Raw genomic sequence first — 23,228 nt, forward strand, 5'->3', positions numbered from 1 at the left:
AAAAGAATTTAACCACTAATAAAAACTTACCTCGAAAGTCGGCAATCGGCAAATTGCAGATTGCCGACTGTTTTCCACTTTTAAATCTATGCCCCCAGTCCCTTTCTGGATGGGATTTCCGGGTGGGTGTACTATTGCTATATCTTTAACCCTATTTCAACCCCCTCAGCAATTGCCTCAAGGGCTGTTCTGCCTTCTTTTGCATCGCCAATGGTATATACTTCAGGAACGAAGGATTGAAGCATTGGTTCAAGCTCCGTGTTGTGCTGATGCAGTGTGGGAATGACTATCGTGTCAAACCCCTCAATCTTTTCGTCAGGCTGCCTCCTGCGGCTTATGACAATGTAATCGCTCCCTATTTCAGTCACTTTCGCATTTACAATAAGCGTGGCCCTTTGTTTTCTCAGGCGTTCGCATACATGAAACCTGGGGTGTGCAACCAGTCCAAGCCCCAGAACACGCCTCATTTCAATAACGGAAACCTTCTTTCCCCGCGAAGAAAGAAAGTCAGCTAATTCGCATCCTTCTGCGGCGCCACCGATAATTGCTACGTTATTGCCAATAGTGTCCGGAGAGGAAAACGCCTGCTTGACGGTTAATGCGCCGTTTTCCTGCATACCATTTATTTCGACAGGAACGTCTTTGGCTCCCATCGCAAGGACTACTACGTCAGCCGCAAATTGTTTAATGTTATCCTCGTTTGCTTCTTTGTTTAGCGCTACCGGGATATTATTCTTTTCTACTTGTTTTGTTATATACCGGAGATACTTCTTTACAGGTTCCTTTTTCGGAGGCATGGAAGCATAGCGCAAATTACCTCCGAGTTCGCCGCTTTTTTCCCACAACGAGACGTCGTGCCCTCTGCCCGCCAGTGTTATGGCCGCAGACATACCCGCAGGGCCTCCACCGACAATCAACACCTTTTTTGGTTTTGTGGTTTGTTGCAAATGAAAGCGTTCGTCTTTTCCAATATAGGGGTTTACCGTACAAATGAGTTTTTTATCCGAGATGCTTTCGATACATCTGTTGCAGCTTAAGCACACCTGTATATCATCAAGATTTCCTTCTTTTACCTTATTCGGCCAACAGGGGTCGGCAATAAGCGAACGTCCCAGAACAATAAGATCTGCCTTGTTTTCTTTCAGCACTTCTTCCGCCATTGCGGGATCCTGAATCCTTCCCACGGACAACACAGGCATGTTTACAATTGCCTTAATCCCTTCCGCGAGGTGAATGAAACATCCTTCCTCCAGATAATAGCAGGGTATGTTAAAAAAGGCCGATGCATAATTACACGCTGATACATGAATGGCGCTAGCCCCCGCCCTTTCCAGTATCTTTGCAATTTCTTTGCTCTCTTCCAGCTTCAGTCCTGTTTCGGTATACTCATCCGCGCTGATCCGGCAAATAACAGGGTAATCCGCCGGAACCTTTTTTCTTATCTCTTCAACAATTTCTCTCCCGAACCGTGCCCTTCGCGAGGTGTCGCCTCCATAATCGTCCGTTCGTGTATTGGACTCAGCCGAGAAAAACTGATTCACAAGATACCCGTGCGCCATGTGAATTTCTACGCCGTCAAACCCGGCTTTTAACGCCCGTTCCGCACCGCAGGCAAAGGCATTGATAATCGCTTTAATCTCGTCGATGGTCAATTCCTTCGGCATTTCCTTTGTTAAAGGACTGGGTATAGCCGAAGGGGCAACTGTTCCCGTTCCGGTAAAATACGGAAGTGCTTCTCTGCCCGCATGGCTTAACTGAAGTACGATCTTCCCTTCTACCGCATGAACGGCATCAACAAGGTTTTTTAATTCAGGAATGAACGTATCATTGTAAATGCACATCATGCCGTCATTGACCCTGCCTGCAGGGTCAACAGCAGTGTTTTCCACCGTAATATATCCTGCGCCGCCAAGGGCGCGTTCTCTGTAATAATTGATGAGTTCTTTAGTGACAAAACCTTCCGCATTGCAGAGATGCGTCTCCATAGGAGACATCACAATACGATTCCTGATATTCAGGGAACCAATGCGAAAGTGGCTGAAAAGATTGGGAAATGCTGTCATTTGTAATACGGTCTCCAAAAATAGGTGAGAGAAAAACTGTGATATACGTGCCAATAGTCAGTCGGCAATCGGCAGCCGGCAAATTTCAGATTTAATATTGCAGACTGTGGATTGCCAACTGACTATTGGCTTCAGAAACTCAAACCCCCTGCAATACTGCATCCCGGGATTTTCCTGTCACGGGATTGTAGAGGGTGTCCCTTTCAACAGGTTCACGCCCAGCCTCCCTGATCAATCGAATAATTTCAGTTACGGAAAGTGCTTCAGGAGTATTAGCTCCCGCGGCATGGGTAATCTTTTCCTCCTGCACGGTGCCGTCAATATCGTCCACCCCGAAACTGAGGGAAATCTGGGAAAGTTTGATGCCCAGCATGATCCAGAACGCCTTGAGGTGGTCAAAATTGTCAAGCATCAGACGGCTGATGGCAATTACCTTTAGATCAAGCATAGCAGTCGTGTTTGCATAAAAAGACAATTCAGTGTTTTTGGGGTGGAATGCAAGCGGAATAAAAGACATAAACCCGCCTGTTTCATCCTGCAATTCCCTAAGTTTTATGAGATGATTGATTCTGTCTTCCGGTGTTTCCACATGGCCATACAGCATAGTGGCATTGCTTCTGAGGCCTAGATTGTGGGCTTCTCTCATTACCTGAAGCCATCTTTCCCCGCTGATCTTTTCCGGACAGAGTTTTTCCCGAACATGCGGAGAGAACACCTCTGCGCCTCCGCCGGGAAGAGAACCCAGCCCAGCCTCTTTCAGTTTTTTCAGGGTATCCGTTACGGAAAGCCCTGCTATTTGTGACAGGTGTTCAATCTCTACGGCAGTAAATGCCTGTATGTGAATATCAGGATGTTTTTCGTGAATTGCATTCAGCATTTCGACATAAAAATCAAAGGGAAGTTCAGGGTGTAAACCGCCCACGATGTGGAATTCCGTTGCTCCCTCCAGCGAAGCAGCAGCGGCCTTGTCCATGATTTCCAGCATGTCCATGGCATATCCGTTGGGGTCTTCCTGTTTTTTGCTAAACGCACAAAACTTGCACTGGTTCTTGCAAATGTTGGAATAATTGATATGGCGGTTAATGATATAGTATGCCGTGTTGCCGTTCTTCCACTCCCGGATGCTGTTGGCAACAAGACCTATATGAAGGAGATCATTCGATTTGAAAAGCCGCACGCCGTCTTCAAATCCTAAACGTTTCTGCTGTTCCGCCTTTTGAAGAATGTCATAAATAGAAGATTGTTTTAAAAGCCGTTCCATTATTGAAAAAATATCAGAAATGTACTTTTAAATCAAGGACTATAGTATTGCTCTGCAAAAACCTCTTTTTTTGTAAGTTTTTGTAGATTGAAGATTGTTACCTGAATCTTGTGCCAAACAGACCGCTTCCGTTTGATTGCCAATTCCAAGTCGTTTTATGCGTACATACCCGTTTTTTTTCTCAAAAACAGTAACAGGTAGCGGCAAGGTGTGTCTTGCCGCTACCTGGAAACGTACTGGCGCTGGAAACTACATTTGCGGGTTCAGGTTGCAAGCCAATGTCATTAAGTAGATAGGATACCATAACAGATCGTAGAGACAGGTTTGAAACCTGTCTCTATAATCAGGAGCAGCCTGTCTTCCTGTCAATCATATACAGGCCGCTCCTACGGAGCTATTTACCTGTTGAATTTTATTGCGCTACAAACAGACCGCCCCTAAAGAGGCTACATTGCTTTTTATGTCCCCTTGGATTTTTCAAATAACTAAGGTGCTATGAATTATTTAATCAAAAACAATACCCTTTTTCCGCCTTTATTAAGGGGGACTTTTGCGGCCGTTTGCTTAACTTAATGACATTGGCTTGCAAGCCTGAACCCACAAAAAAAACCCTGTCAGGGTTGACCAACATACGTCCGGTTATGGTTCTGGATTCAACTAATCAACCGTTAACAGCCTTACGCCTATTCCACCAGCCAAACAGTCACTCCGGCCTTTTCCTTCACCCCCTTTGCCTTAAAGTTCACCTTTGCATTGCAATTATCCTTCAGGTTGCATTTATCCTTCTTTGCTGTTATGGTAAATACCGCCTTGCCCTCTGCGTCTGTATTCTGGTTTGAAGGCTTCACCTTTATTTTTTTATTGTTACTCGTGGTTACTTTTCTCTTTACCTTGACCCCTTCAATACCGAAGCCATCCACATCAGTAACCATTACCGTCACCTGCCCTTCCTCACCCTTTTCCAGAAATAGTGAGTCCGGCGATACCGCTATTTTCTCCGCATTGCCAGGCACCCCGGGGGCGGGTGAAGAAGAAGGTGTAGGTGTAGGTGTAGGTGTAGGTGTAGGTGTAGGTGTAGGTGTAGGAACGGGTACAGTTGCTACAGGGGTAATTGACGGTGAGGGAACTGGTGTTGCCGGTGTGAAGGCGGGGGACTCCGTTGGCACAGGCAGAGCCACTACTGAACAGGTACCCGTCATCAATTGCGGGAACCCGGTAATGGTTGTCTCGTCATAAAAACTCGCCGTCAGGGTATCTCCGTCTGCCGCCTGTATGTGTTCATAGTCGAGTGTGGAATCGGCGCTTATCTGTATTGAACCCATGAATATACCCGTATCGGTGCCCATCTCCGCCATACTTACCCCTGCAATATTAAGCCGAGAGGTCTGCACATAAACTTTTTCTAAAAGCGTTTCCGCCTCTTTATGGTCTGCGTTCGACTCCGCATTATTGAGGGTGATTTCCGCATATTCCCCGAGAAGATATGCAGAACGGCTGAATGCAAGCGTTGCGTCAAAATTACTGAAAGAGAGTTTCTTTGTGACTGATACGGCGGAAGGCGGATTATACGCCACCGTAATCGCACCGTCCTGCACGGTTTTTACCGTACCGATATTTGACCGCGCCGTTGCACTTGCCTCTCCGCTCGTGGTAGTACCTGTCTTTATGGTCGCTATAAATGTGCCGCTGTCAGCGCCGTCTTCGTTTAAATCCAGCAGGAGGTCGCTTCCGATATAATAGTTATCGCCCGAAACCTTTATGGCAGTGGTGAGTATATCCTCTGCCCTTGCATCGGTGTTTCTGTCGCCGTCCGCTACCGTGACAATCACCGTATCACCGGAGAGATACGCCACATCCTTGCTCAGTGTCATAACGTCCTGCGATACCGTCGGGGTTGACGAGGGCTGTGGTGTGATTGTGGGGGTCGGCGTTAATAAAACCGTGAGTGTGGGCGACGCCGCTGCTGCGGCCGGGGTCGGTGTGGGTACTATCGGGGAGGATTCTGTGGTGAAACTCCATGAATGGTTCGATTCTATTGTTGTTCCCGCCCAGTTTGCCGCCTGGATTTGCGTAGTGGCGAATGCCGTATAGGTAGTATCGTAAGAAAGAGCGTCTGTGGGTGTAAATATGACGTCATAGGAATCGGTACTTGCAAAGCCATCTATCTTATTTCCGTCAGGATTGGTCACATAAAAACTATCCGTATTCACCGTAGAGCCGTTGATGAGCATGGAAAAGGTTGCGGATATGGCGGCATCAACGGGTACATTTACCGCGTTGTCTAACGGATTGGTTGAGTTGATGGAAAGCGTCGCTGCCTTCGGCTCCCCGCCGCCTCCGCCTCCCCCGCCTGAGCTTGACGTGGTAAAGGACTGTTCGCTGCCGGTTGAGGTGCCTGCGCTGCTATTTGCCGCACTGCGGTAATAATAGGTTGTGGCCGCGGACAGGTCGCTTATGCTGATGCTCACTGCCGTATTTTCACCGGTTACGGACTGGGTGGTTGACGTGCCGGTGTACACGCCGCTTGAGACGCCATAGCTGAACAGGGCTGTGGTAGGCAACCCTATCGTGCTTACCGTTGCAGAGAGCGTGACGGAGCTTGTCGTTACACTGGTGGCAGAGCCGGTTATCACCAGTGGTGTGAAGAGGAGCTTGGTAACAAAGGCGTCATCACCAGATTTTTTAGCCGTCGACGTCCCCACGATCGGGAAGTTGCTGGAGCCGGTATACCCTGCTATGTATGCAGAGTCGGTACCATCCACGGCAATTCCAAGGGCAACATCACTACCACTTCCACCAATGTAGGTAGAGTAGAGAATCGAAATGGGCACCCCCGTGCCAAGTTTAATAACAAAGGCGTCTTCTGTACCTTCTGCATGGCTTGTCGTTGTTCCCACAACGGGAAAATTAGTGGATGTGGTATACCCGATGATATACGCAGAGCCGGAACCATCAACGTCAATTTCTAGTCCACAATAATCATTACCACTTCCCCCGATGCAGGTGGAATAGACAAGCGCAAGGGGCGTCTCTGTGCCAAGTTTGGTGACAAAGGCATCGTATATCCCTCCTGCATGGCCTGTCGTTGTCCCCACGACGGGAAAATTGGCGGATGTAGTATGCCCGCTGATATACGCAGAGCCAGAGCCATCTACCGCGATTCCTATTGCCAGATCATCGCCGTCTCCCCCAATATAGGTGGAGTAGATAAGCGCAAGGGGCGTCTCCGTGCCAAGTTTAGTGACAAAGGCATCGTATGTCCCCCCTGCATGACCTGTCGTTGTCCCCACGACGGGAAAATTGGCGGATGTGGTATACCCGCTGACATACGCAGAGCCGGAGTCATCTAAGGCTATTCCTCGTCCAAGTTCACTACCGGTTCCCCCGATGTATGTGGAGTAGATAAGCGCAAGGGGCGTCTCCGTGCCAAGTTTGGTAACAAAGACATCGTCTGTCCCTCCTGCATGGCCTGTCGTTGTCCCCACACGGGGAAAATTGGTGGATGTGGTATATCCGACGACATACGCAGCGCCAGAGCTATCCACGGCAATTCCTTGTCCATAATCACTGCCACTTCCCCCAATGTAGGTGGAGTATTCGAGGCTGTCGCCCGATGCGCCAAGCTTTGTAACAAAGGCATCATAATTGGTTTTTTTGGCCGTTGATGTCCCCGCGCGGGGAAAGTTACTGGATGAGGTATACCCGGTGATATACGCAGAGGCGGAGCCGTCCACTGCGATTCCAATACCATAATCAGCACCGTTTCCCCCAATATAGGTGGAGTAGATAAGCGCAAGGGGCGTCTCCGTGCCAAGTTTGGTGACAAAGACATCTTCATTAGCTTTCTTGGCCGTTGATGTCCCCACGACGGGAAAATTGGCGGATGTGGTAAACCCGGTAACATACGCATACCCGGAACTATCCACGGCGATGCCATAGCCACGATCAGTATCGTCCCCCCCCAGGTAGGTGGAGTATTCGAGGATGGGATCTATGACGAGGGAGGAGGATTTTTCGTATGAGGCAACGGTAAAGCCGTAGACGAATTTATGATGGCGTCTTTCGGGATGTACACTCTTGGATGGTTCGGGCGGGATCAGGTTTGTAACCTGATCCCCGTTGTTTATACCCTTTAAAACCTTAGCTATGGTGGCGCAAGTATCCGTTCCTTCCACCCCCTTCACCCCCGCCAGCGGGGGACATATTTCAACCAATAGCGTATCCTGCGGCTCTGCAAGCGCCTTCACCCCCACCAACGGGAAATATATATCCGCCACCCGTTGGAGGGTGCCCGGTAAAGCAAGGCACTGCGCAAGAACCGGACGAGGATCTGTCCCCCTTTGGAGGGGGTTAGGGGGAGGAGCTTTGGGCGTGGTCAGGTTTGGTACAGGCTCTGCACCCTTTGCGTCTTTGCGGTGAATCACCTCCACCTGATGTCCCGGTTGGGTGCGCCCCGTCCATTCGGCCGTCGCAGGACTGGATTCATCCAAACCACATACCCTGTTCAGTATCCTGAACGAACCTTCAATCTCTCTCTTTTCTCCGTCGATTATCTGATAAATATACGGTTTTTTATGGATGATGCTGCCTTCTTTAAGGATGATTTCCATGTCGCCGTCTTCCCTGATGCGTAAGTCTTCTATCCCTTCATAACACAACTGAACACGGGACGGACTGACTCCGGGCTTCACGATGACGTCATATTCCATCTGACGGTTGTTGCCGTAAAACCGCATATCGACGCCGTCGTAAATATTTTTGTACACAACCGCGCCAAAGGTGGGGATATTGGTACGCCACTTCTCAGGGCTGCCTACAAAGTAATTGATCTTGCATTCCTGCATATCCTCCGCAACGATCCCGGGGTCTTTGTTTGCGCCAAGGGGAAATAGCCGTATGTGCTCCTGCGGCTGTGGGCTAGGGATTGCAGATTGAGGATTTACGGATTCCGTTTTTTTGCCGCGTGTCAGCGAGAGATATATCCCTTTTTTGGTAAAGAACATGCCCTGTCCGCTGCCTTTTTCATAATACTGTACCCGCGCATCCACCTGCCCGTCATTCTGTATGAAATAGAGGGGCAATTTACCGTAAGATTCCTGCACGGAGGTGCGTACCGCCTCGCCAGGTTCCGATGTGCCGCTGACGTCTTCGGGGGTGAATAGAGCGTTTAAGCCGTTCAAGTCATTTAAAATGTTTGAACCGGATTGTTGGGTGCGCTCGCCCGACCTGCATGGCTCTGCTGGAACATTTACGGCGCGTCCGTTTATCGTGAATACCGGGTCGCTGTGTACTCCGATATCCCATTCATAGGCAGCCGATACGGCATCCTCCATTCCATGCCCGATATCTGTATAAATCCCTACAGCCAAAGCAATAAAAATCACTGTACGCCACAAGCGTACTATCCTACACATAATACACTCCTTTCGATAATTTAACAGAAGTCAGAAGACAGAAGCCAGAAGTACAGAAGGCATCGTACTATTTGAATGGCTGCGTAGCTGCGAAATCTCTGTGGCTCACATTCATACCATTCAAATAAATAACATTCACCATAAACAATTTTATCTTTTTTCAGTAAATCAGGGTAAAGCCTTTGCATCGGATGTTCACCCCAAGTCAAAAAACAAAAGTGCCGTAAAAGCCTTATATTTATTGACTTTTACGCCGAACAGCAAGCTTTTTTCTAGTGACTACCCGTATGTTCCGGCTTGGCAATACTTCTGGCAACTTTATCTGTAATGCCTCTAATAATTCATGTGATTGTTGCCGCGGACGCGGGATCTTCTGGCAACTAGCTTTTTGGCCTTTGATTGTTACTTCCATCGAACAAATGGTCGTCAATTGTGCGAGACCTTCCTCTACCGTCAAGTCAAAATTCTTCCACGCTCTGCGCAGCCTTCGAATTATCATGTACGCAAGCATTACCACAAACACATGTCCCCGTGTACTATCCTCCTTTCTTACATACACCGGACGAACCTCCAAATTCACCGTCTTACAGTCCCGAAACGCCTTCTCCACTTCCGTTAAATCCTTGTATCGTTCATGTACCAGATTGGTATCCGCCTCGTTCTCCTCAAGATCAGTCTTGATTGCGTAACAACCATCAAGGTATGATGCCTCCTTTAATGCTTCCTCAGCTCTCTCTATCTTTAGCGTCCTATCCTCTTCTTTTATCTGCACCCACCCATCAAGTTTCAATCTCGTTAGCCTTTCCCTTGTTGTTTCCAGGGCCTTCGATACTGACGACTTAGGATGTTCCTTCAGATAACTGTTCTTCTTCACGATGTATTTCTCTATACTCTGTAATTTTGATACACGGGTCTTTGACATCTCTTCCGCCCTTACCGGATTGCGCCTCAGAATATATCGAACCTCATCATCCTTTATCTCGCAGAGCTTTTCTTCGAACAATCCTAATTGCAGTATCCCTTTATTTATCAACGACTCTATCTGCGGCTTAGTTATCGCCGTTATGTAATGAAACCCTTCCGGTAAACTTTCGATTTGCACCGTCTTGATCATCCCACGATCTCCTACAATCGTTACATCTTTGCATCCAAACCGCTCTAATACCTTCTTTACCTGAGATTCAAAGGTCTTCGGATCCTGGGTGTTGCCCCTAAATACTTCTGTTGATACCGGCTCCCCGGATTCATCACAAAGCATACCGATCACTATCTGTTTTTTCCTCTTTTTGCCGTCACGATTATACCCGTACTCACCAAAATGATTCGACTTCCCCTCTAAATAACTGCTCGTCACGTCATACAAAAACAACTTCGGCTTATTGCCTCCTCGTCTTAACTCAAACAGCTTTCGCTCTATCTTTGCCTGATTCTCTGACAACCATGACAAATTATCGTACAGATTGTTCTCGTCAAACCCACGCTTCATATCCAGGACGTCACCCGCAGCATGTATCTGCGCCAGCCTTACTGCAGACAGTCTTGACCCCCGGCCTATTACCCTTGCCATTACTTGCCAAAGCGCCAGCTTTCCTTCAAAGTCCTTTCCCAATGCCTCTTCTATCCCTAATTCCTTTGCCACTTGGTACACGCTCCACGCTGCTCCCACAGACAAACCCTCATGGAGTTTCACCGATTCTGACAATGCGCCCAATGCACAGAGATCGTCTTTATGTGCGAGTGCAAGTCTTATCGCTTCAATCTCCAGGGGAGTGCAATTCGACAGATTCGCAATGGTGCGTTTCTTGACCTTCCCATCCTCACGGTACGATTCCCGCAGAAGGGTAGATCGATAGATTTTTTTACCGGATTTTGACTTGTTCTCTACAATATGCATGTCCACCATTGTACAGATAACAACCATTATCAGTCAAGTATATTGTCGGATAATAACAATATATTAGTGACTACATATTTATTAAAAATACAGCCTTAACAAACTATGTATTAAGCACTTATGCGTTTTGGCAGGGGTGAACATCCGTTGCATAATTGGGTTTAAATGTATTCGTGCCCACTATAGCAAATGCTTCTCCCCTACACAATATTGAAATGACAAATTATGAATTTTAGATTGTTATCTGTTTTGAATCTACAAGGAAGACAGAAGTTAGAAGACAGGAGATAGAAGTACAGAAGGGCATAGTACTATCTGAATAGCTGGGAGAAAGTAGGGGGTCAAACCTAATCTATTGACAATTTTATGTGTTTCGTCCCTAAACGATTATGCATTTAACGGTTTTAATTACAAAGATTATGTTGGAATTGATTAATATTCAGGTAAATCCCTTTACCCCTATTATAAATTCCTGTTTAATCTCATTAACAAGTCCTCTCGATTTTGACGGCTCTGTTCTGTATGGCTTGGCATTCTTTAACACTTTCCCATGCCCCATTACACGCATAAACGCATGGGTTCAGGATCGGAAAATAATAAAAAAATTTCGTAAAAGAGGCGTATGTTCTTCTGGTCTTAAACATCAGGATTTAAAAGCAAAAGAAGGCAATAACAGGATTTTTGTGTCCTTCGGCAGCATAACCGTTGATATGGTGGATGAATTCGTAGGCGTTATCCTCGGCGTTTTAATTGGCGTGCCTGTCTTTGCCGGTGGCATTATACAGACGTCAGCAATCAACGGCAGCGGCAACGGGGATTCGAAAGCCGTGTAGTTGCGTAAGGTGGGCAATTAGTATTTTTAGCGGGCAATGTCCCATAAGCACTAATCCGAAACTCCTTATTCGTTATTCATTGCACGTTTCAAGTGTCTCGGATATTTTACTGTTTACCATACTTACCGGTTCCAATCTTTACATCCAGGTGTTTATGGCAGTCGGCGCAGGTCTGTCGCAATCGGCCGACTTGCCATAATACATCTTCCAACGTAACAGACTCTCCCTTATCCCTAAATATACCGTCTATATTTTCAGATGCTGCCAGTATTGCAAAATTAATTTCGTAATATTTATCGTCGTCCGTCCGGGCAAATTTTGTTGTAGCGGTCTTGCAGAGCGCTGTAAGATTAGCGCTTGCGTCACCGTAAATTTTCCGTTCTTTTTCTATTTCTTCAATAGAAAAGTAGGTGGAAAGCCGTTCCGGAACCTTATAATTCCTTCTATTTCAGCCATAAGCACAACCAATTCGCTTTCCCCCTTTTCTACACCTTTTACCGGCGCTCATCCGGCAAAAACATTGAAAATAGCGCAGAGCAACATACCTGTCAAACTCACTAAAAACGCCCTTATCAATACCATTATCTCCTCCTGCAAACAAAATTATTCACACCCACTTTTACATCAAGTATAATTTCAGTACATGCCCCGAATTATTATCATACATGTACGGATTTCTATAGGGTAAAGTATCGCCTTTCCTCTCATACCAAAAATACTATAAAGAATTACCATATAAAATATTTTTCATTTTTTCCTTAAGTCTGTATGAAAACCTTTTATCTTTTAACATTTTTTCCAAAGGCTCACGGATTTTATCTTTTGGAGAATGGGATAAAAATTCAAAAATTGCTGTTATCCATTGACGAGTGGTATTGTTTGAGGGTGTATTGTACAATTCGTTAATAATGTAGGGAAGTATTTGCGATTTCATATCATCACGTACTAAATGTCTTAAAACTTCCTTTTTCAAATAAACCTCCTCCAACGTTTTGGTAGGAGGTAATTTGCTGAAATATTTTAGTAATTCCATAAACGCCTCTTTATTTCCTAAGGAAATCATCCCGCCAAGACTGGATATACCCGCATTCCGGTCTTTTTCTAAAGGACTTTGCAATTGGCGGACATATCTATCTACCGGCATAGTTGCCCAGTTAATGTTCTTTACCTGTTCATATAACAACCATTCCTTAAGTGCTTCAAAATCAAGTTCACCGGTTTCAGATAAACGTTTTAGCTCATTACTCAATCCGCTCGTGTTATCCATTTCTATAAATTCCATTTCCTCATAATCTTCACAACCATTACGTTCCCCCGAAAATTTTTTTGTATCGACTAAATTTTGGCAAGAAGAATAATTGAAGTTCTCCAGTAATTCATCTATAAATGGTTCAAATTCTTTATCATTCAGGCAGATGCCATATTCTGTATTTCCATCCATACTTGCAGGGAAAAAAACGTTACAGTTAAAACATATTCGTTCCATGATTTCTTTTTTCATTTTTTATCGCACCTATTTTTTGAAAAATGCCCAATACCTTATATAATCTTTTACAATATATCGAAAACAAAACCCACTTTCCTCTTCCAAAAACGGAGGGCTTTAGTAACTGTTCAGCGTAAACGATACACGGCTCGTTCCCAAACCTTGTAATGAACATAGTGTAGTATCTGTTTGGGAATGCGTTTGTTCGAGAAACTCCGGTTTCTCGCCTGTTTGCTGATAGATAGGGAATAAAATCACAGGGTTAAGACAGTTTGCAATTTGTCAAGTCTGACCCTCATTGGAAACAAAGTTTCCAGTGCAATTGCGTTCTGATCTCCGGTAGTTTAATAAATTACGCTGAATAGTTACGGGCTTTATGCAAAAGCAGCTTCGAAATTCAGGGATTATAACCAGAATGATGGCGAAGCGGGTGTATTGCTTTTGTTATGCTTTCTCGAAGCACATCTGCAAGCACCAGAAATTTCGACTAAACTGGAAATAAAACTTTCATCAAACGATTATGCCAAAGGTTCAGATGCGATTCGCTTGCCGGTTGAATGTCCTAAAAAAATCTATCGCTTTAAAACCGTAATTTCACTGGACGGATCAGAAAATCAGGGTGCATTTTTTTATTTGCGTCCTCGGATACCTAATGGCGGCGATTGTGTGGCATCAGGCAAAAGTGCACGCGCAATTTAATGGAACGTTAGATACCCTGTTAGACACCCTTAATAATATAAGGCTTTCTGTGATACTTGAAGAAACAAAGGCCAGAGGGAGAGTTAAGGCTAACTAAAAATTGTAAGAGTTGATGAATACGTTAGGTATTATGGATTTCCACAAACATCGACTGAAACTTCAAGGACTCAGTGTATACAATTGATATTGTGCTTAACGCATTGATTGTATTTATGTTACATTGCTACTTCTCTTCTTTTGAGATAAACTCACGCTAGACAACTCAATTTATCCAGGTCAGCCTGAAAAATAAACCAGCAGCGAGTCACGAGTTTTCAGTTGGTAATTGATCTCTATGTCAGCAAAGAGACCAATTAAAAACACGATGACGGCAGCGAACAGTCCGTCCGTCACTGTCTCAGGAATATTAAAGTCGCGTAAAATAGTGAATTTTCGATTGATGTGTACGCCAACAAAGAAAACTACAATGCCCATCGTATGAGCGATAAAATCAGGAACCTCAATAGATATCATTCCGTTTTCCCATTGATGGGTTGCTCAGGAGTCCAGCCTCCCCCCAACGATTTATATAAGCGAACCAGATTGGACATAATCGCTCCCTGGCTGGCAGCTTGTCGATTCTGGGTGCTCAGCAGGGTTCGTTGCGTATCGAGAACCGTTAGAAAATTGCTTGCTCCCGCTTCATAGCGCGTCTGGGCAATATTTGCTGCTCGTTCAGCTGCTGCAGCCGACTCCACTAGCGAGCGATAACGAAGTTGCTCCTGGGTAAACGCGGTAATCGCATTTTCTACTTCTTCCAGCGCATTGAGAATACTGGCTTCGTATTGTACCATCGCCTGTTCTTGCAGTGCATTTTGCACTGCAATTTTTTGCCGGGTACGACCGCCATCAAAAATATTCCATTGCACACTCGGGCCAATACCCCAGGTTCTGCTATCACTTGCAATGAGGTTTGACGGAGATAAAGACTCGAGGCCGATCGTGCCAGCTAAGGTGAATTTCGGATAAAGCACGGCTGTGGCAACGCCAATCCGTGCCGTTTCTGCGGCAAGCTGACGCTCGGCACGGCGCACATCAGGCCGTCTGCGCAATGTTTCAGCCGGCACACCAACTGCAATTTGTACGCTGGGCGTGGACATCAGCCGCAACCCGTCTAACTCTTTATCAACTGTGCCGGGGGTCTGACCAATCAATACGGCGAGACGATTTTTGGCTTGAGTAATAGCCTGGTTTAGACGGGGTAGTTCGGAGCGTGTAGTTTCTGCATTTGATACCGCACGCTCAAGATCAAGCTCCAACACCGCACCAGCATCGAATTGTGCCTGTACAATTTCTAACGTATCAAGTTGTACCAATAAGTTTTGCTTGGCAACAGCGTACTGGGCCTGAAAAGTGCGCAACTCAATATAGTTAACAGCCACTTCTGCTAACACCGAAACCAGCACATCACGTCGCGCTTCCTGGGCCGCTTGAAAGTCAGCTTCGGCGGCCTCAAGAGCACGGTGCCGGCCACCAAAAATGTCCAGCTCCCAAGCGGCATCAAAGGAGGAAGAATAAAGTTCAGAGGTTGAACCCGCGCCGGTGTTCTCACTGCTTCCAGTACGAATCGCAAAGCCTTCGGCATCTATCGTTGGAAAGCGAGTGCTGCCAATGATGCCCCTTTGGGCTCTGGCTTGGCACAATTGTGCTTCCGCTGTTCTGAGATCAAGGTTGGCAGCTATTGCCCTTTCCACAAAACCACTAAGTACAGGGTCCCCCAGGGATTTCCACCATTGCGAGAGTGTCTCCGGATCGAGTTGTTGCTGGGTCAAACCGCCTTCAAGTTGACCGACCCACGCTTCAGGTGATGCTCTATCAGGTTTTTTATAATCGGGGCCTACCGTGGTGCAACTGGCCAGCAAAGTAAATAATAATAGCCCTGCAAATCGGCACCTGGGTCTGCACTTGGGTCGACACCTAAATCGATTGTTATTCATAAGGTAATCAATCATATCGCGTGTTCCGTTGCGGTGGCCGGTGCTGCGTCCTTGTAACGAAACATTAAGCTGTATAAAACAGGCACGAAACCCAGGGTCAGAATAGTACCCATTCCAAGACCGCACATAATGACAATGGCCATGCCATACCAGAACTCGCCACCAAATAATGCCAACGGTAATAGTCCCGCAATAGTGGTAATGGTGGTCATGATGATGGGCCGTGCACGGGCTAGTGCCGCTATGGTTACGGCTGCATCAACCACCAAACCCTCGTCTCGTGCCTGATCAATTCGATCGATCATGACAATACCATTGTTAACAATAATTCCCGCCAAGCTAAACAGGCCCAACATAGCGGTAAAGTCGAAGAAGGCGCTAAATATCATCAAACCAAAATTGGCACCGATAATAACCAGGGGTATGGTGAGCAGGATAATGGCAGAGCGGCGGAAAGAGTTAAATTGCAACACCAGCAACAGCATAATCAGGAAGAGGGCATGGGGAGCGTAGCCAAATAGCTTACTGTTAGATTCCTGAGCGCCTTTGATTTCACCTTCCAGCTCTAACGTATAACCGCTTGGCACCTCGATGGCATTCAATCCTTCTTGCATCGCGGCGTAGAGTTCGATCGCCGTTAAACGCGGGTGTTTGCCAGCGATAGTGAGGGCGCGTTGCTGGTTATAGCGGCGAATCCGGCTGGCCTCGACGACGCCTTTGAAGTCCGCTATTTGTAATAGCGGTACAGGAACACCAGCGTCAGATAATATCTCGACGGTTCTCAAGCGATCCAGATTACCGCGATCATCTGACTGCGCACGAATAGTTACCGGTATGACTTTGTCGTCCTCACGATAACTGGTGATCTGATAGCCATCAAAGGAGGCGGATAAAGTGCGCGCGATCGCTTCGCTTGTTACGCCGGCACGCCTGGCCCGTTCCTGGTCAATATCTACCACCAATTTAAACACCGGGTTTTCCCAGTCACTGCGGATTGTTTGAGCACCGGGCACACTGTAAAAGGCGTCTTTCACCTGCGCTCCCAGCGCTCGCAACACATCCGCATTGGGGCCCCGCACACGTATTTCGACGGAGCCAAGCGCTCCGTGACCGAGAAACAGGATATCCGCTCTGCCATTGGCCTGCGGCAAATCTTGCTTAATAAACTCCTCAACACGCTGCATAACCCTGGCTATTTGATCACTGGTTTGAGTGTTAACCACAAGAAAGGCCTTGTTGGGTTGCGCATCATTGGGGCTTAAAGCCAGAAAAAATCGGGGTCCACCGGAACCCACATAAGTCAAAATACCGGTGACTTCCGGGTTCTTTCCCTTATCGTTCAAATAGGCCGCTAATTTGTGGCTGGCAATCAGTGTTTCACTGATATCGGCTTCGGCGGGCAAATCAATATAGACAGTAAACTGGTTACGCTCTGACGGCCCCAGCGATCGCTGTTTAACAAACTTAAAAACCTGACTCGAAGCAAACAGGCAAATAATCATCAAAACAATGAACGCAACCCGCCATTTAAGTAGGATGCCAAGTAGCTGGCGATAGAACTTGTAAACTGGAGCCTTATAGGTGTTGGCGCTATTGTTTGTGGAACCGGTATTTTTCGAATTAGTATTTGTCGAGACAGGCAAAAACCAGTAACAAAATGCAGGAATGACGGTAATGGCTAATACCCAGGAAGATAGCAGGGCAATGGCTAATACCTGGCCTAATGAACGCAGAAATTCGCCCGTAGTATCATCGATTAATACCAATGGAAGAAATGCAATTACGGTGGTAAGGGAGCTGGTAAGCAGCGGGATGGCCAGGATTTTGGGTGTTGCGAGTGCAGCCTCAAGCCGCTCCACTCCATTATCCATGCGCTGACGAATATCTTCGGCTATAACGACACCGTTATCCACCAGCAAGCCCAGAGCAACAATGATGGCGGCGATCGATACCCTGTGTAACTCGATATCCCATATGTACATACCTATCAAGGTTGCCATCATGGTCAGAGGCACCATAGTGCCAACAATTAAACCGATACGCCAACCTAGAAACAGCATCACCACGACCAATACCACAACCATGGTCTGCAGTAGATTGTTGGTGGCGTCATTCACCGACGCTTCTACCAGATCAGGTTGGAAAATCGCAACGTCCAACTGCATGCCAACAGGCAACTTGGGCTTAAGGGTGCCTAGCCGGGCATTAACCTGTTTGCCCAGCTCAACCACATTAGAGGCAGTCATCATAGATACGCCCAACACAATCGCCGGCTGGTTATTATAGAAAGCCGGGGCTTTGGGAGGATCCACATAGCCCCGCCGGACAGTTGCCAGATCACGCAGATAGACTAATTCGCCGTCATCCGTTTCAATGGCTAAATTACGAATTTCATCCACTGAGCGAAAGTCACCGGAGGGTTCAATGACCACCGTCTGTCCGGCGGCATTAACCGTTCCGCCGGGCAACACAATATTTTGTGCCCGCAATGCGGTCACAATGGCGGTCGGAGTTAACTTAAACTGAGCCATAAAATGTGCATCAAACTCTAACCAGATACGTTCGTCCTGAACCCCATACAGGTCGACACGCGCTACCAGTGGCAGGCTACTCAAGCTATCTTTAATATCTTTAGCGACCTCGTTGAGTTCGGCCATGGAATAGTCGGCTCCAGTCAGTGCCAGTGTGACCACCGCAACACGGCCGTAATCGTCATTAACGGTTAGGCCCTGGGTACCCTCTGGCAAGCTATCACGCAGATCATTCATCTTATTGCGCAGGTCAGTCCAAATCGTGTCCATATCGTGGTAACGGGCATGGGCTTCTGGCGTAACAATTGATAGGCCCGTCATTGAGACGGACTTAATTTTGTCGATTTCAGACAACTCCTTGATTTTGTCTTCAATAGGACTCGTGATGAGCTGTTCTATTCGTTCGGGCGATAAACCTGGAAAAGAGGTGATCACCTGTGCGCTGCGCAAGGTGATTTCGGGATCTTCCTGCCGGGGCTGGGAAACGAAAATAGCAAGCCCACCAAGCAAAATCGCGACAATCAACAAGCACGAAAACCTGGCATGACTAATCGTGAACCGTGTAAGTTTATCCATCCGTTAAACCCTGTTCAGGCGTCCACAGTTCAACCTTCATATTTTCATGCAGAAAGGTGACGCCTGCGCTGACAGTCTTCTCACCCGCTTCAAGGCCTTCATAAACTTCCAGTTGATTTCCTCGCAGGTCACCGATGACCACATCCCTGACTTGCAGCCGGTAGTTATCGTCAATCACAAATACCGGTGCTGTCTTTTGAGGCACCTGCGAACTACTCTCTTTCGCTTGCCTGAGCATGCTAAATTCTATAGCAATCGCTGCAAGAGGTATCAAATACACGGTACTACCCTCAAGATACTCGTTGAAGTTAAAGGTGACACTGGCTGTCATGCCAGGAAGTAATTTGGTTTGCGATGCGGATAATTGGATCTTTACGGGAAAGGCATTACCTGCTCCAACTCGCGAGCCGATTTCACTTACAACGCCAGTTAAGCTTGTGCCCTGGATTGTTGGGAAGGTGACCTGGACTCGCTGACCATAATCAATATCGCGAATCATCGTTTCAGGGATGCGGACATCGACTTCCAGGGCATCAGAGGATTGCAGTAAAAAGGCACCCTGACCAACCGTTGTTTCCTGGAAAGGATCAATATTCCGTTCGGCAATCGTGCCTGCAAAGGGTGCGGTTAATTCGGCATTTGAAAGATCGCGCTGCTTGCGATCAAGGTCACTCTGGGCAGCCTTTAAATTGCCACGTGCCGCTGCGTGATTTGCAGTTGCGGTGTCGACTTCAGCCTGTGACGATGCACGTTTGTTAAACAGCGTTACGGTACGGTCATAAATTTGCTTGGTTTCCGTAACCTTTGCCCGCGCGATATTGAGCTGCGCCCGTGCTTGTTCCACGGCGAGTCGTAGCGGTTCCATATCCAGCACGGCTAATACCTGGCCTTGTAGAACCGTATCTCCTCTGCTGACCAATACCTGCTCTATAGTACCGCTAACACTGAAGCTGAGTACCGACGTATCAGCCGCTATCAATTTGCCCGAAATACGCCTGGACTGTCCGGTTGCCTGTTCACCAACCTCAAAGTATTTAACACGCGGTGTCGTCTCAGCCAGTGGCTTGACGTCTGTTCCGCAGCCTGAGAGAAAAATGATACTGAATAAAATAACCGGTAAGCTGAATTCTATGGAGGGGTTTATTATCATATTTTTATAGTCTGGCGGTTAAAATAAGTTATTGGCCTACCCCAACTTTATATTAATGCACATTTAAAGGCTCTCTTAATAAAATCCAGCGCATTGATTATTGGCTTATCGGGTTTTTCTGTCAGTTTCCGGTCATAATAATAAGCTGCAAGTTCGGCCGGCCCCTCCATGCCAAAGCTGAAGTGTCAGGTCAGGAACCAATACACTTTAAACGATACTTATAACAAACCAGATATTAACTTGCACCTGTGCGCTAATGCAGCGGCCAGGATTAGCGACAATAGATCTGCCAACGGCTTTCAACAACCGATAGATAATGGGAATTTGCTTATTAGATATTTTGTAATGGTAGTGAAAGTATTACCAAAATTCAAATGTTTTTTGGTAATTATCACGGCAACGTCAAAGTCCCCCTACGAAAGACGCGGATCAAGAATTTGTGCCAAAAGATCCCTTCAATAAGTGTAGAAAGAAGTAAAAAACAATAGAATTTCCATATAAATAGGCAAAAATGAGCAAAACAAACAAAATGTAACAGGAGTATCCCAGTAGTAATGAGAGAGAGAAATAAAGTGTTTTTTTGTTCTCTACATTACCAGCGGAGCATTTGAAATGAAAGAAAAGGTATTGCCGCAAAATTTCTGAGTGCCTTTGCAATATTTGGTACATTGAGAAAATGAAAAAGCACAATCACAAGATTCCTCGTAACTATTCAGCGTAAAACGATACACGGCTCGTTCCAAACCTTGTACTAAACATAGTGAAGTATCAGTTTGGGAAAGAGTTACGCTCTGATCTCCGGTAGTTTAATAGATTACGCTGAATAGTTACAATTTCTTTCATTTTTGTTTAACGCCACTTATGCGCTGCAATCCATTTACCTCTTGATATGAATGGAGAGAAATGTTATTTTTTTTGTTACTGAGAAAATGACATACATTTCTCTGGAAATCTCTTCCGCATTGTTATCAGGAAAAGACCTGTTTATACAGGCTAAATCATCGGCTTGTCATGCATTCAAATTACGTGGAATAGCACTACCGGATATTTTTTATTCCTGCCATGTAAAACCTGTCATTTTTTGACTCTGCAAATAGTGAATGTAATAGTTGGTGATATATTTTTAAACTTTTTTACTTTTACCCTTAAGTCTGAAATGAAAGGAGAAAAAAATGGCACAGGTAAAACCGGGCGATACCATTCATGTTCACTATACTGGTAAATTAAAGGACGGCACGATTTTTGATTCTTCCGTGAACCGTGAACCATTGAAATTTATCGTTGGAGAAGGGCAATTAATTCCTGGTTTTGAACAAATGGTAGTAGGGATGAATCCCGGCGAATCAAGGACGACAACAATTCCACCAGGCATGGCTTACGGCCCTTATTATAATGAAATGGTATTAAAGGTGGATAGAAGCCAGGTCCCGGACAACGTAGAACCAAAAGTAGGCCAGCAAATACAAATGCGAAACAATGAAGATGGCAGAGAGGTAATTGCGACAATAACGGAGGTCTCTGCGTATAGCGTCACACTGGACGGCAACCATCCTTTAGCAGGGAAAGACCTGACCTTTGATGTTCTTCTTGTAGGAATTCTTTAAATGTTTTATCTTATTGTCCCATAAAATACCGTTGAAGAAACGCCTTTTGAACTGAAGAAGCTTGTTTATTTTGTTTAACGTTTGGAACTGCAAATAAACTACAGTTTTATTGTGTTTGAAGGTACAGCCCTTTATGAATTTAAAAATATATATAATTATGTCCGGCGCCTTGATCTTTGTTTTGGTAGGTTTTATGATATTCTTTGAATTTTTTGTCAGGGCACACTGACCGATAAATGGTGTATATGCCAAAGAAAAATGTGTGTGAAAAAGTGGTTTTTGTTTTAGGAGTATTATCTTTTTTCCTATTAAACTCATGTGCCCAAACACCTGCCCCCCGCGATGAAATAAATTTGTTTGCAACTCCTTTTAAATTGAATGCACACTCCGGATCGATAAATAAAGGTTTCATTGAAGTGCTGGATAAACAAGGCATGCCAATTTCAGGCGCAAAAATTAAAGTATTCAGCACTTCTCCAACGGTAGCCGTGGTAAAACCGGAAGAAATTACGACAGACTCTTTGGGCAAAGCCAGTGTATCGATATATGGCATTTCCCCGGGAGGAACGAAAATTATCTTTTCCGCTGAGGGGAGGGATGCTTCGATTGACGTTATTTTTTCGGAACATTAAGGGAATTTGCATTTACTTTTGATGCTGGCATTTTTAACGAACAACCGTCGCCGCCATAGCGAATCATTATAATTTCAGCCATAATGCTTACTGCTATTTCTTCCGGGGTAACGGCTCCGATATTCAGGCCTATAGGGGCGTGTATTTCTTTGATCTTCTCAGGGGAAACACCTTCTTTCAAGAGACTTTTGAATATTTCCATCGATTTCCTTTTGCTGCCCAAAAGCCCGATGAAACGGGCTTGCGTTTGCGCGGCGGCAAACAAGGCCAGATCATCGTAACGATGCCCGCGTGTGGCTACAACTATATAACTATTCCGGGTAAACGGAATATTCTCAAAGCACTTCCCGTAGTCGGAGACGATACATACTTTTGCATCAGGAAAATCTTCTTTTTGAACATAATCCTTACGGTCATCCACAATAGAGATGTCAAAGTCCAGCATAGCGGCTATTCGCGAAACCGCCCTGCTTACGTGTCCTCCCCCGATTAGGATAAGTGCTGGCCGCGTCTGAAATCCTTCTATGTATATATCTGTTCCGTCACTTGCCTGAAAAAATATTTTCCCCCCGTGAAGAGCAATATTTCCGGCAACCCCGATTGTTTCCCTTTCAAGTGTTTCATTACCCAGGCTTCCCAGTTTTATGCCGTTTGCCTTAACAAGAAATTTTGCCCCCGGGACATGTTTCCCCCTTCTATCGTTTACGATTGTTGCAAGGGCAAGAGAGGCATATCCTTCGTAGGCAAGGAGTATTTCTTTTGCAAATGTTTCAAAGGAGTGTGGTGTTGTCAGTGGGTCAATAAAAAAAGACATAGTTCCTCCGCATACCATGCCGTCTCTTGCGGAGAAGTCCTCGTTCAAATCATACGTGCGGAGCACAGGCCTGCCATGCTCTTTCAGGAGTTGTTTTGCCTGCGACCATATTTCCCCTTCTATGCACCCGCCGCCGAGAGCGCCAACACCACTGCCATCCTTGCGGATTAACATTTTTGCTCCGTCTTTTTGCGGGGTAGAACCCTTTGTGCAAACAACAGTAACCAGTACACAGGGTTCTTTTGTTTCTGCTAAGTGAAGAATTTCTTTAAAAATTTCGTACATGTCGTTAAAA

Annotated in this window: 15 protein-coding genes; 5 read left to right on the forward strand and 10 right to left on the reverse strand. The window is 46.0% G+C overall.

Going from position 1 to position 23,228, the window contains the following annotated elements; translation table 11 throughout:
• Positions 1–137: 137 nt before the first annotated feature.
• From KSMBR1_RS08325 to KSMBR1_RS08340, 4 genes are all read right to left on the reverse strand, one after another.
• The gene (locus KSMBR1_RS08325; RefSeq protein ID WP_099324897.1) at positions 138–2,063 is read right to left on the reverse strand and encodes an NAD(P)/FAD-dependent oxidoreductase; all 1,926 of its coding nucleotides are present in this window, start codon (positions 2,061–2,063) and stop codon (positions 138–140) included.
• A gap of 139 nt (positions 2,064–2,202) precedes the next feature.
• A complete protein-coding gene (mqnE, locus tag KSMBR1_RS08330; RefSeq protein WP_099324898.1) occupies positions 2,203–3,324 on the reverse strand; it encodes an aminofutalosine synthase MqnE in 1,122 nt (373 codons plus the stop codon).
• Positions 3,325–4,007: 683 nt separating this feature from the next.
• Positions 4,008–8,738: a DUF7948 domain-containing protein gene (locus KSMBR1_RS08335; RefSeq protein WP_099324899.1), complete on the reverse strand. Its 4,731-nt coding sequence runs from the start codon at positions 8,736–8,738 to the stop codon at positions 4,008–4,010.
• A 238-nt stretch (positions 8,739–8,976) separates the two neighbouring features.
• Positions 8,977–10,632, reverse strand: a complete 1,656-nt coding sequence (locus KSMBR1_RS08340) for an IS1634 family transposase (protein WP_420886561.1) — start codon at positions 10,630–10,632, stop codon at positions 8,977–8,979.
• A gap of 419 nt (positions 10,633–11,051) precedes the next feature.
• Between KSMBR1_RS08340 and KSMBR1_RS08345 the strand changes: the two genes are divergently transcribed.
• Complete coding sequence (locus KSMBR1_RS08345) at positions 11,052–11,465, forward strand: hypothetical protein (RefSeq protein ID WP_099324901.1); 414 nt, start codon at positions 11,052–11,054, stop codon at positions 11,463–11,465.
• 718 nt (positions 11,466–12,183) lie between these two features.
• Here the strand turns inward: KSMBR1_RS08345 and KSMBR1_RS08350 are convergent.
• Entirely contained in the window at positions 12,184–12,966 is a 783-nt protein-coding gene (locus KSMBR1_RS08350; protein WP_157820480.1) for a hypothetical protein, read from the reverse strand.
• A gap of 342 nt (positions 12,967–13,308) precedes the next feature.
• Between KSMBR1_RS08350 and KSMBR1_RS23340 the strand changes: the two genes are divergently transcribed.
• Both KSMBR1_RS23340 and KSMBR1_RS20935 read left to right on the forward strand, forming a co-directional pair.
• Positions 13,309–13,650, forward strand: coding sequence for a DUF1837 domain-containing protein (locus tag KSMBR1_RS23340; RefSeq protein WP_261341706.1), 342 nt, complete (start codon positions 13,309–13,311; stop codon positions 13,648–13,650).
• Positions 13,571–13,747 carry a hypothetical protein gene (locus KSMBR1_RS20935; RefSeq protein WP_157820481.1) on the forward strand — a complete coding sequence of 59 codons (177 nt, stop codon included), beginning with the start codon at positions 13,571–13,573 and terminating at the stop codon, positions 13,745–13,747. The genes KSMBR1_RS23340 and KSMBR1_RS20935 overlap by 80 nt, the downstream gene beginning before the upstream one ends.
• A 179-nt stretch (positions 13,748–13,926) precedes the next feature.
• Here KSMBR1_RS20935 and KSMBR1_RS08365 read toward each other — a convergent pair whose 3' ends face one another.
• Genes KSMBR1_RS08365 through KSMBR1_RS08380 form a run of 4 tightly spaced genes read right to left on the reverse strand, consistent with a single transcriptional unit; the run spans position 13,927 to position 19,883 of the window.
• A complete protein-coding gene (locus tag KSMBR1_RS08365) occupies positions 13,927–14,163 on the reverse strand; it encodes a sodium/glutamate symporter (RefSeq protein ID WP_099324905.1) in 237 nt (78 codons plus the stop codon).
• Positions 14,160–15,641, reverse strand: coding sequence for an efflux transporter outer membrane subunit (locus KSMBR1_RS08370; RefSeq protein ID WP_099324906.1), 1,482 nt, complete (start codon positions 15,639–15,641; stop codon positions 14,160–14,162). Before KSMBR1_RS08370 ends, KSMBR1_RS08365 begins: the two co-directional genes overlap by 4 nt.
• Positions 15,638–18,733, reverse strand: a complete 3,096-nt coding sequence (locus KSMBR1_RS08375) for an efflux RND transporter permease subunit (RefSeq protein WP_099324907.1) — start codon at positions 18,731–18,733, stop codon at positions 15,638–15,640. Before KSMBR1_RS08375 ends, KSMBR1_RS08370 begins: the two co-directional genes overlap by 4 nt.
• Positions 18,726–19,883 (reverse strand): efflux RND transporter periplasmic adaptor subunit, encoded by a 1,158-nt coding sequence (locus KSMBR1_RS08380; protein ID WP_099324908.1) that lies wholly within the window; start codon positions 19,881–19,883, stop codon positions 18,726–18,728. Before KSMBR1_RS08380 ends, KSMBR1_RS08375 begins: the two co-directional genes overlap by 8 nt.
• Before the next feature lie 1,172 nt (positions 19,884–21,055).
• On the opposite strand from KSMBR1_RS08380, the gene KSMBR1_RS08390 reads away from it, so the two are divergent.
• Positions 21,056–21,487 (forward strand): FKBP-type peptidyl-prolyl cis-trans isomerase, encoded by a 432-nt coding sequence (locus tag KSMBR1_RS08390; protein WP_099324910.1) that lies wholly within the window; start codon positions 21,056–21,058, stop codon positions 21,485–21,487.
• A gap of 353 nt (positions 21,488–21,840) precedes the next feature.
• Positions 21,841–22,119 carry a carboxypeptidase-like regulatory domain-containing protein gene (locus KSMBR1_RS08395; protein WP_172953479.1) on the forward strand — a complete coding sequence of 93 codons (279 nt, stop codon included), beginning with the start codon at positions 21,841–21,843 and terminating at the stop codon, positions 22,117–22,119.
• On the opposite strand, the gene KSMBR1_RS08400 is transcribed toward KSMBR1_RS08395, so the two are convergent.
• Complete coding sequence (locus KSMBR1_RS08400) at positions 22,100–23,218, reverse strand: XdhC family protein (protein ID WP_099324912.1); 1,119 nt, start codon at positions 23,216–23,218, stop codon at positions 22,100–22,102. The two genes, KSMBR1_RS08395 and KSMBR1_RS08400, sit on opposite strands and share 20 nt — an antisense overlap.
• Positions 23,219–23,228: the final 10 nt, after the last annotated feature.

The organism is Candidatus Kuenenia stuttgartiensis (assembly GCF_900232105.1).
In the GTDB taxonomy this organism is placed as follows: domain Bacteria; phylum Planctomycetota; class Brocadiia; order Brocadiales; family Brocadiaceae; genus Kuenenia; species Kuenenia stuttgartiensis_A.

Bases quoted from the DNA above. Each gene is read 5' to 3' on its own strand.
- KSMBR1_RS08325 (WP_099324897.1), bottom strand. From the start codon at position 2,063: ATGACAGCATTTCCCAATCTTTTCAGCCACTTTCGCATTGGTTCCCTG.
- mqnE (WP_099324898.1), bottom strand. From the start codon at position 3,324: ATGGAACGGCTTTTAAAACAATCTTCTATTTATGACATTCTTCAAAAG.
- KSMBR1_RS08335 (WP_099324899.1), bottom strand. From the start codon at position 8,738: ATGTGTAGGATAGTACGCTTGTGGCGTACAGTGATTTTTATTGCTTTG.
- KSMBR1_RS08340 (WP_420886561.1), bottom strand. From the start codon at position 10,632: ATGCATATTGTAGAGAACAAGTCAAAATCCGGTAAAAAAATCTATCGA.
- KSMBR1_RS08345 (WP_099324901.1), top strand. From the start codon at position 11,052: ATGTTGGAATTGATTAATATTCAGGTAAATCCCTTTACCCCTATTATA.
- KSMBR1_RS08350 (WP_157820480.1), bottom strand. From the start codon at position 12,966: ATGAAAAAAGAAATCATGGAACGAATATGTTTTAACTGTAACGTTTTT.
- KSMBR1_RS08365 (WP_099324905.1), bottom strand. From the start codon at position 14,163: ATGATATCTATTGAGGTTCCTGATTTTATCGCTCATACGATGGGCATT.
- KSMBR1_RS08370 (WP_099324906.1), bottom strand. From the start codon at position 15,641: ATGATTGATTACCTTATGAATAACAATCGATTTAGGTGTCGACCCAAG.
- KSMBR1_RS08375 (WP_099324907.1), bottom strand. From the start codon at position 18,733: ATGGATAAACTTACACGGTTCACGATTAGTCATGCCAGGTTTTCGTGC.
- KSMBR1_RS08380 (WP_099324908.1), bottom strand. From the start codon at position 19,883: ATGATAATAAACCCCTCCATAGAATTCAGCTTACCGGTTATTTTATTC.
- KSMBR1_RS08390 (WP_099324910.1), top strand. From the start codon at position 21,056: ATGGCACAGGTAAAACCGGGCGATACCATTCATGTTCACTATACTGGT.
- KSMBR1_RS08400 (WP_099324912.1), bottom strand. From the start codon at position 23,218: ATGTACGAAATTTTTAAAGAAATTCTTCACTTAGCAGAAACAAAAGAA.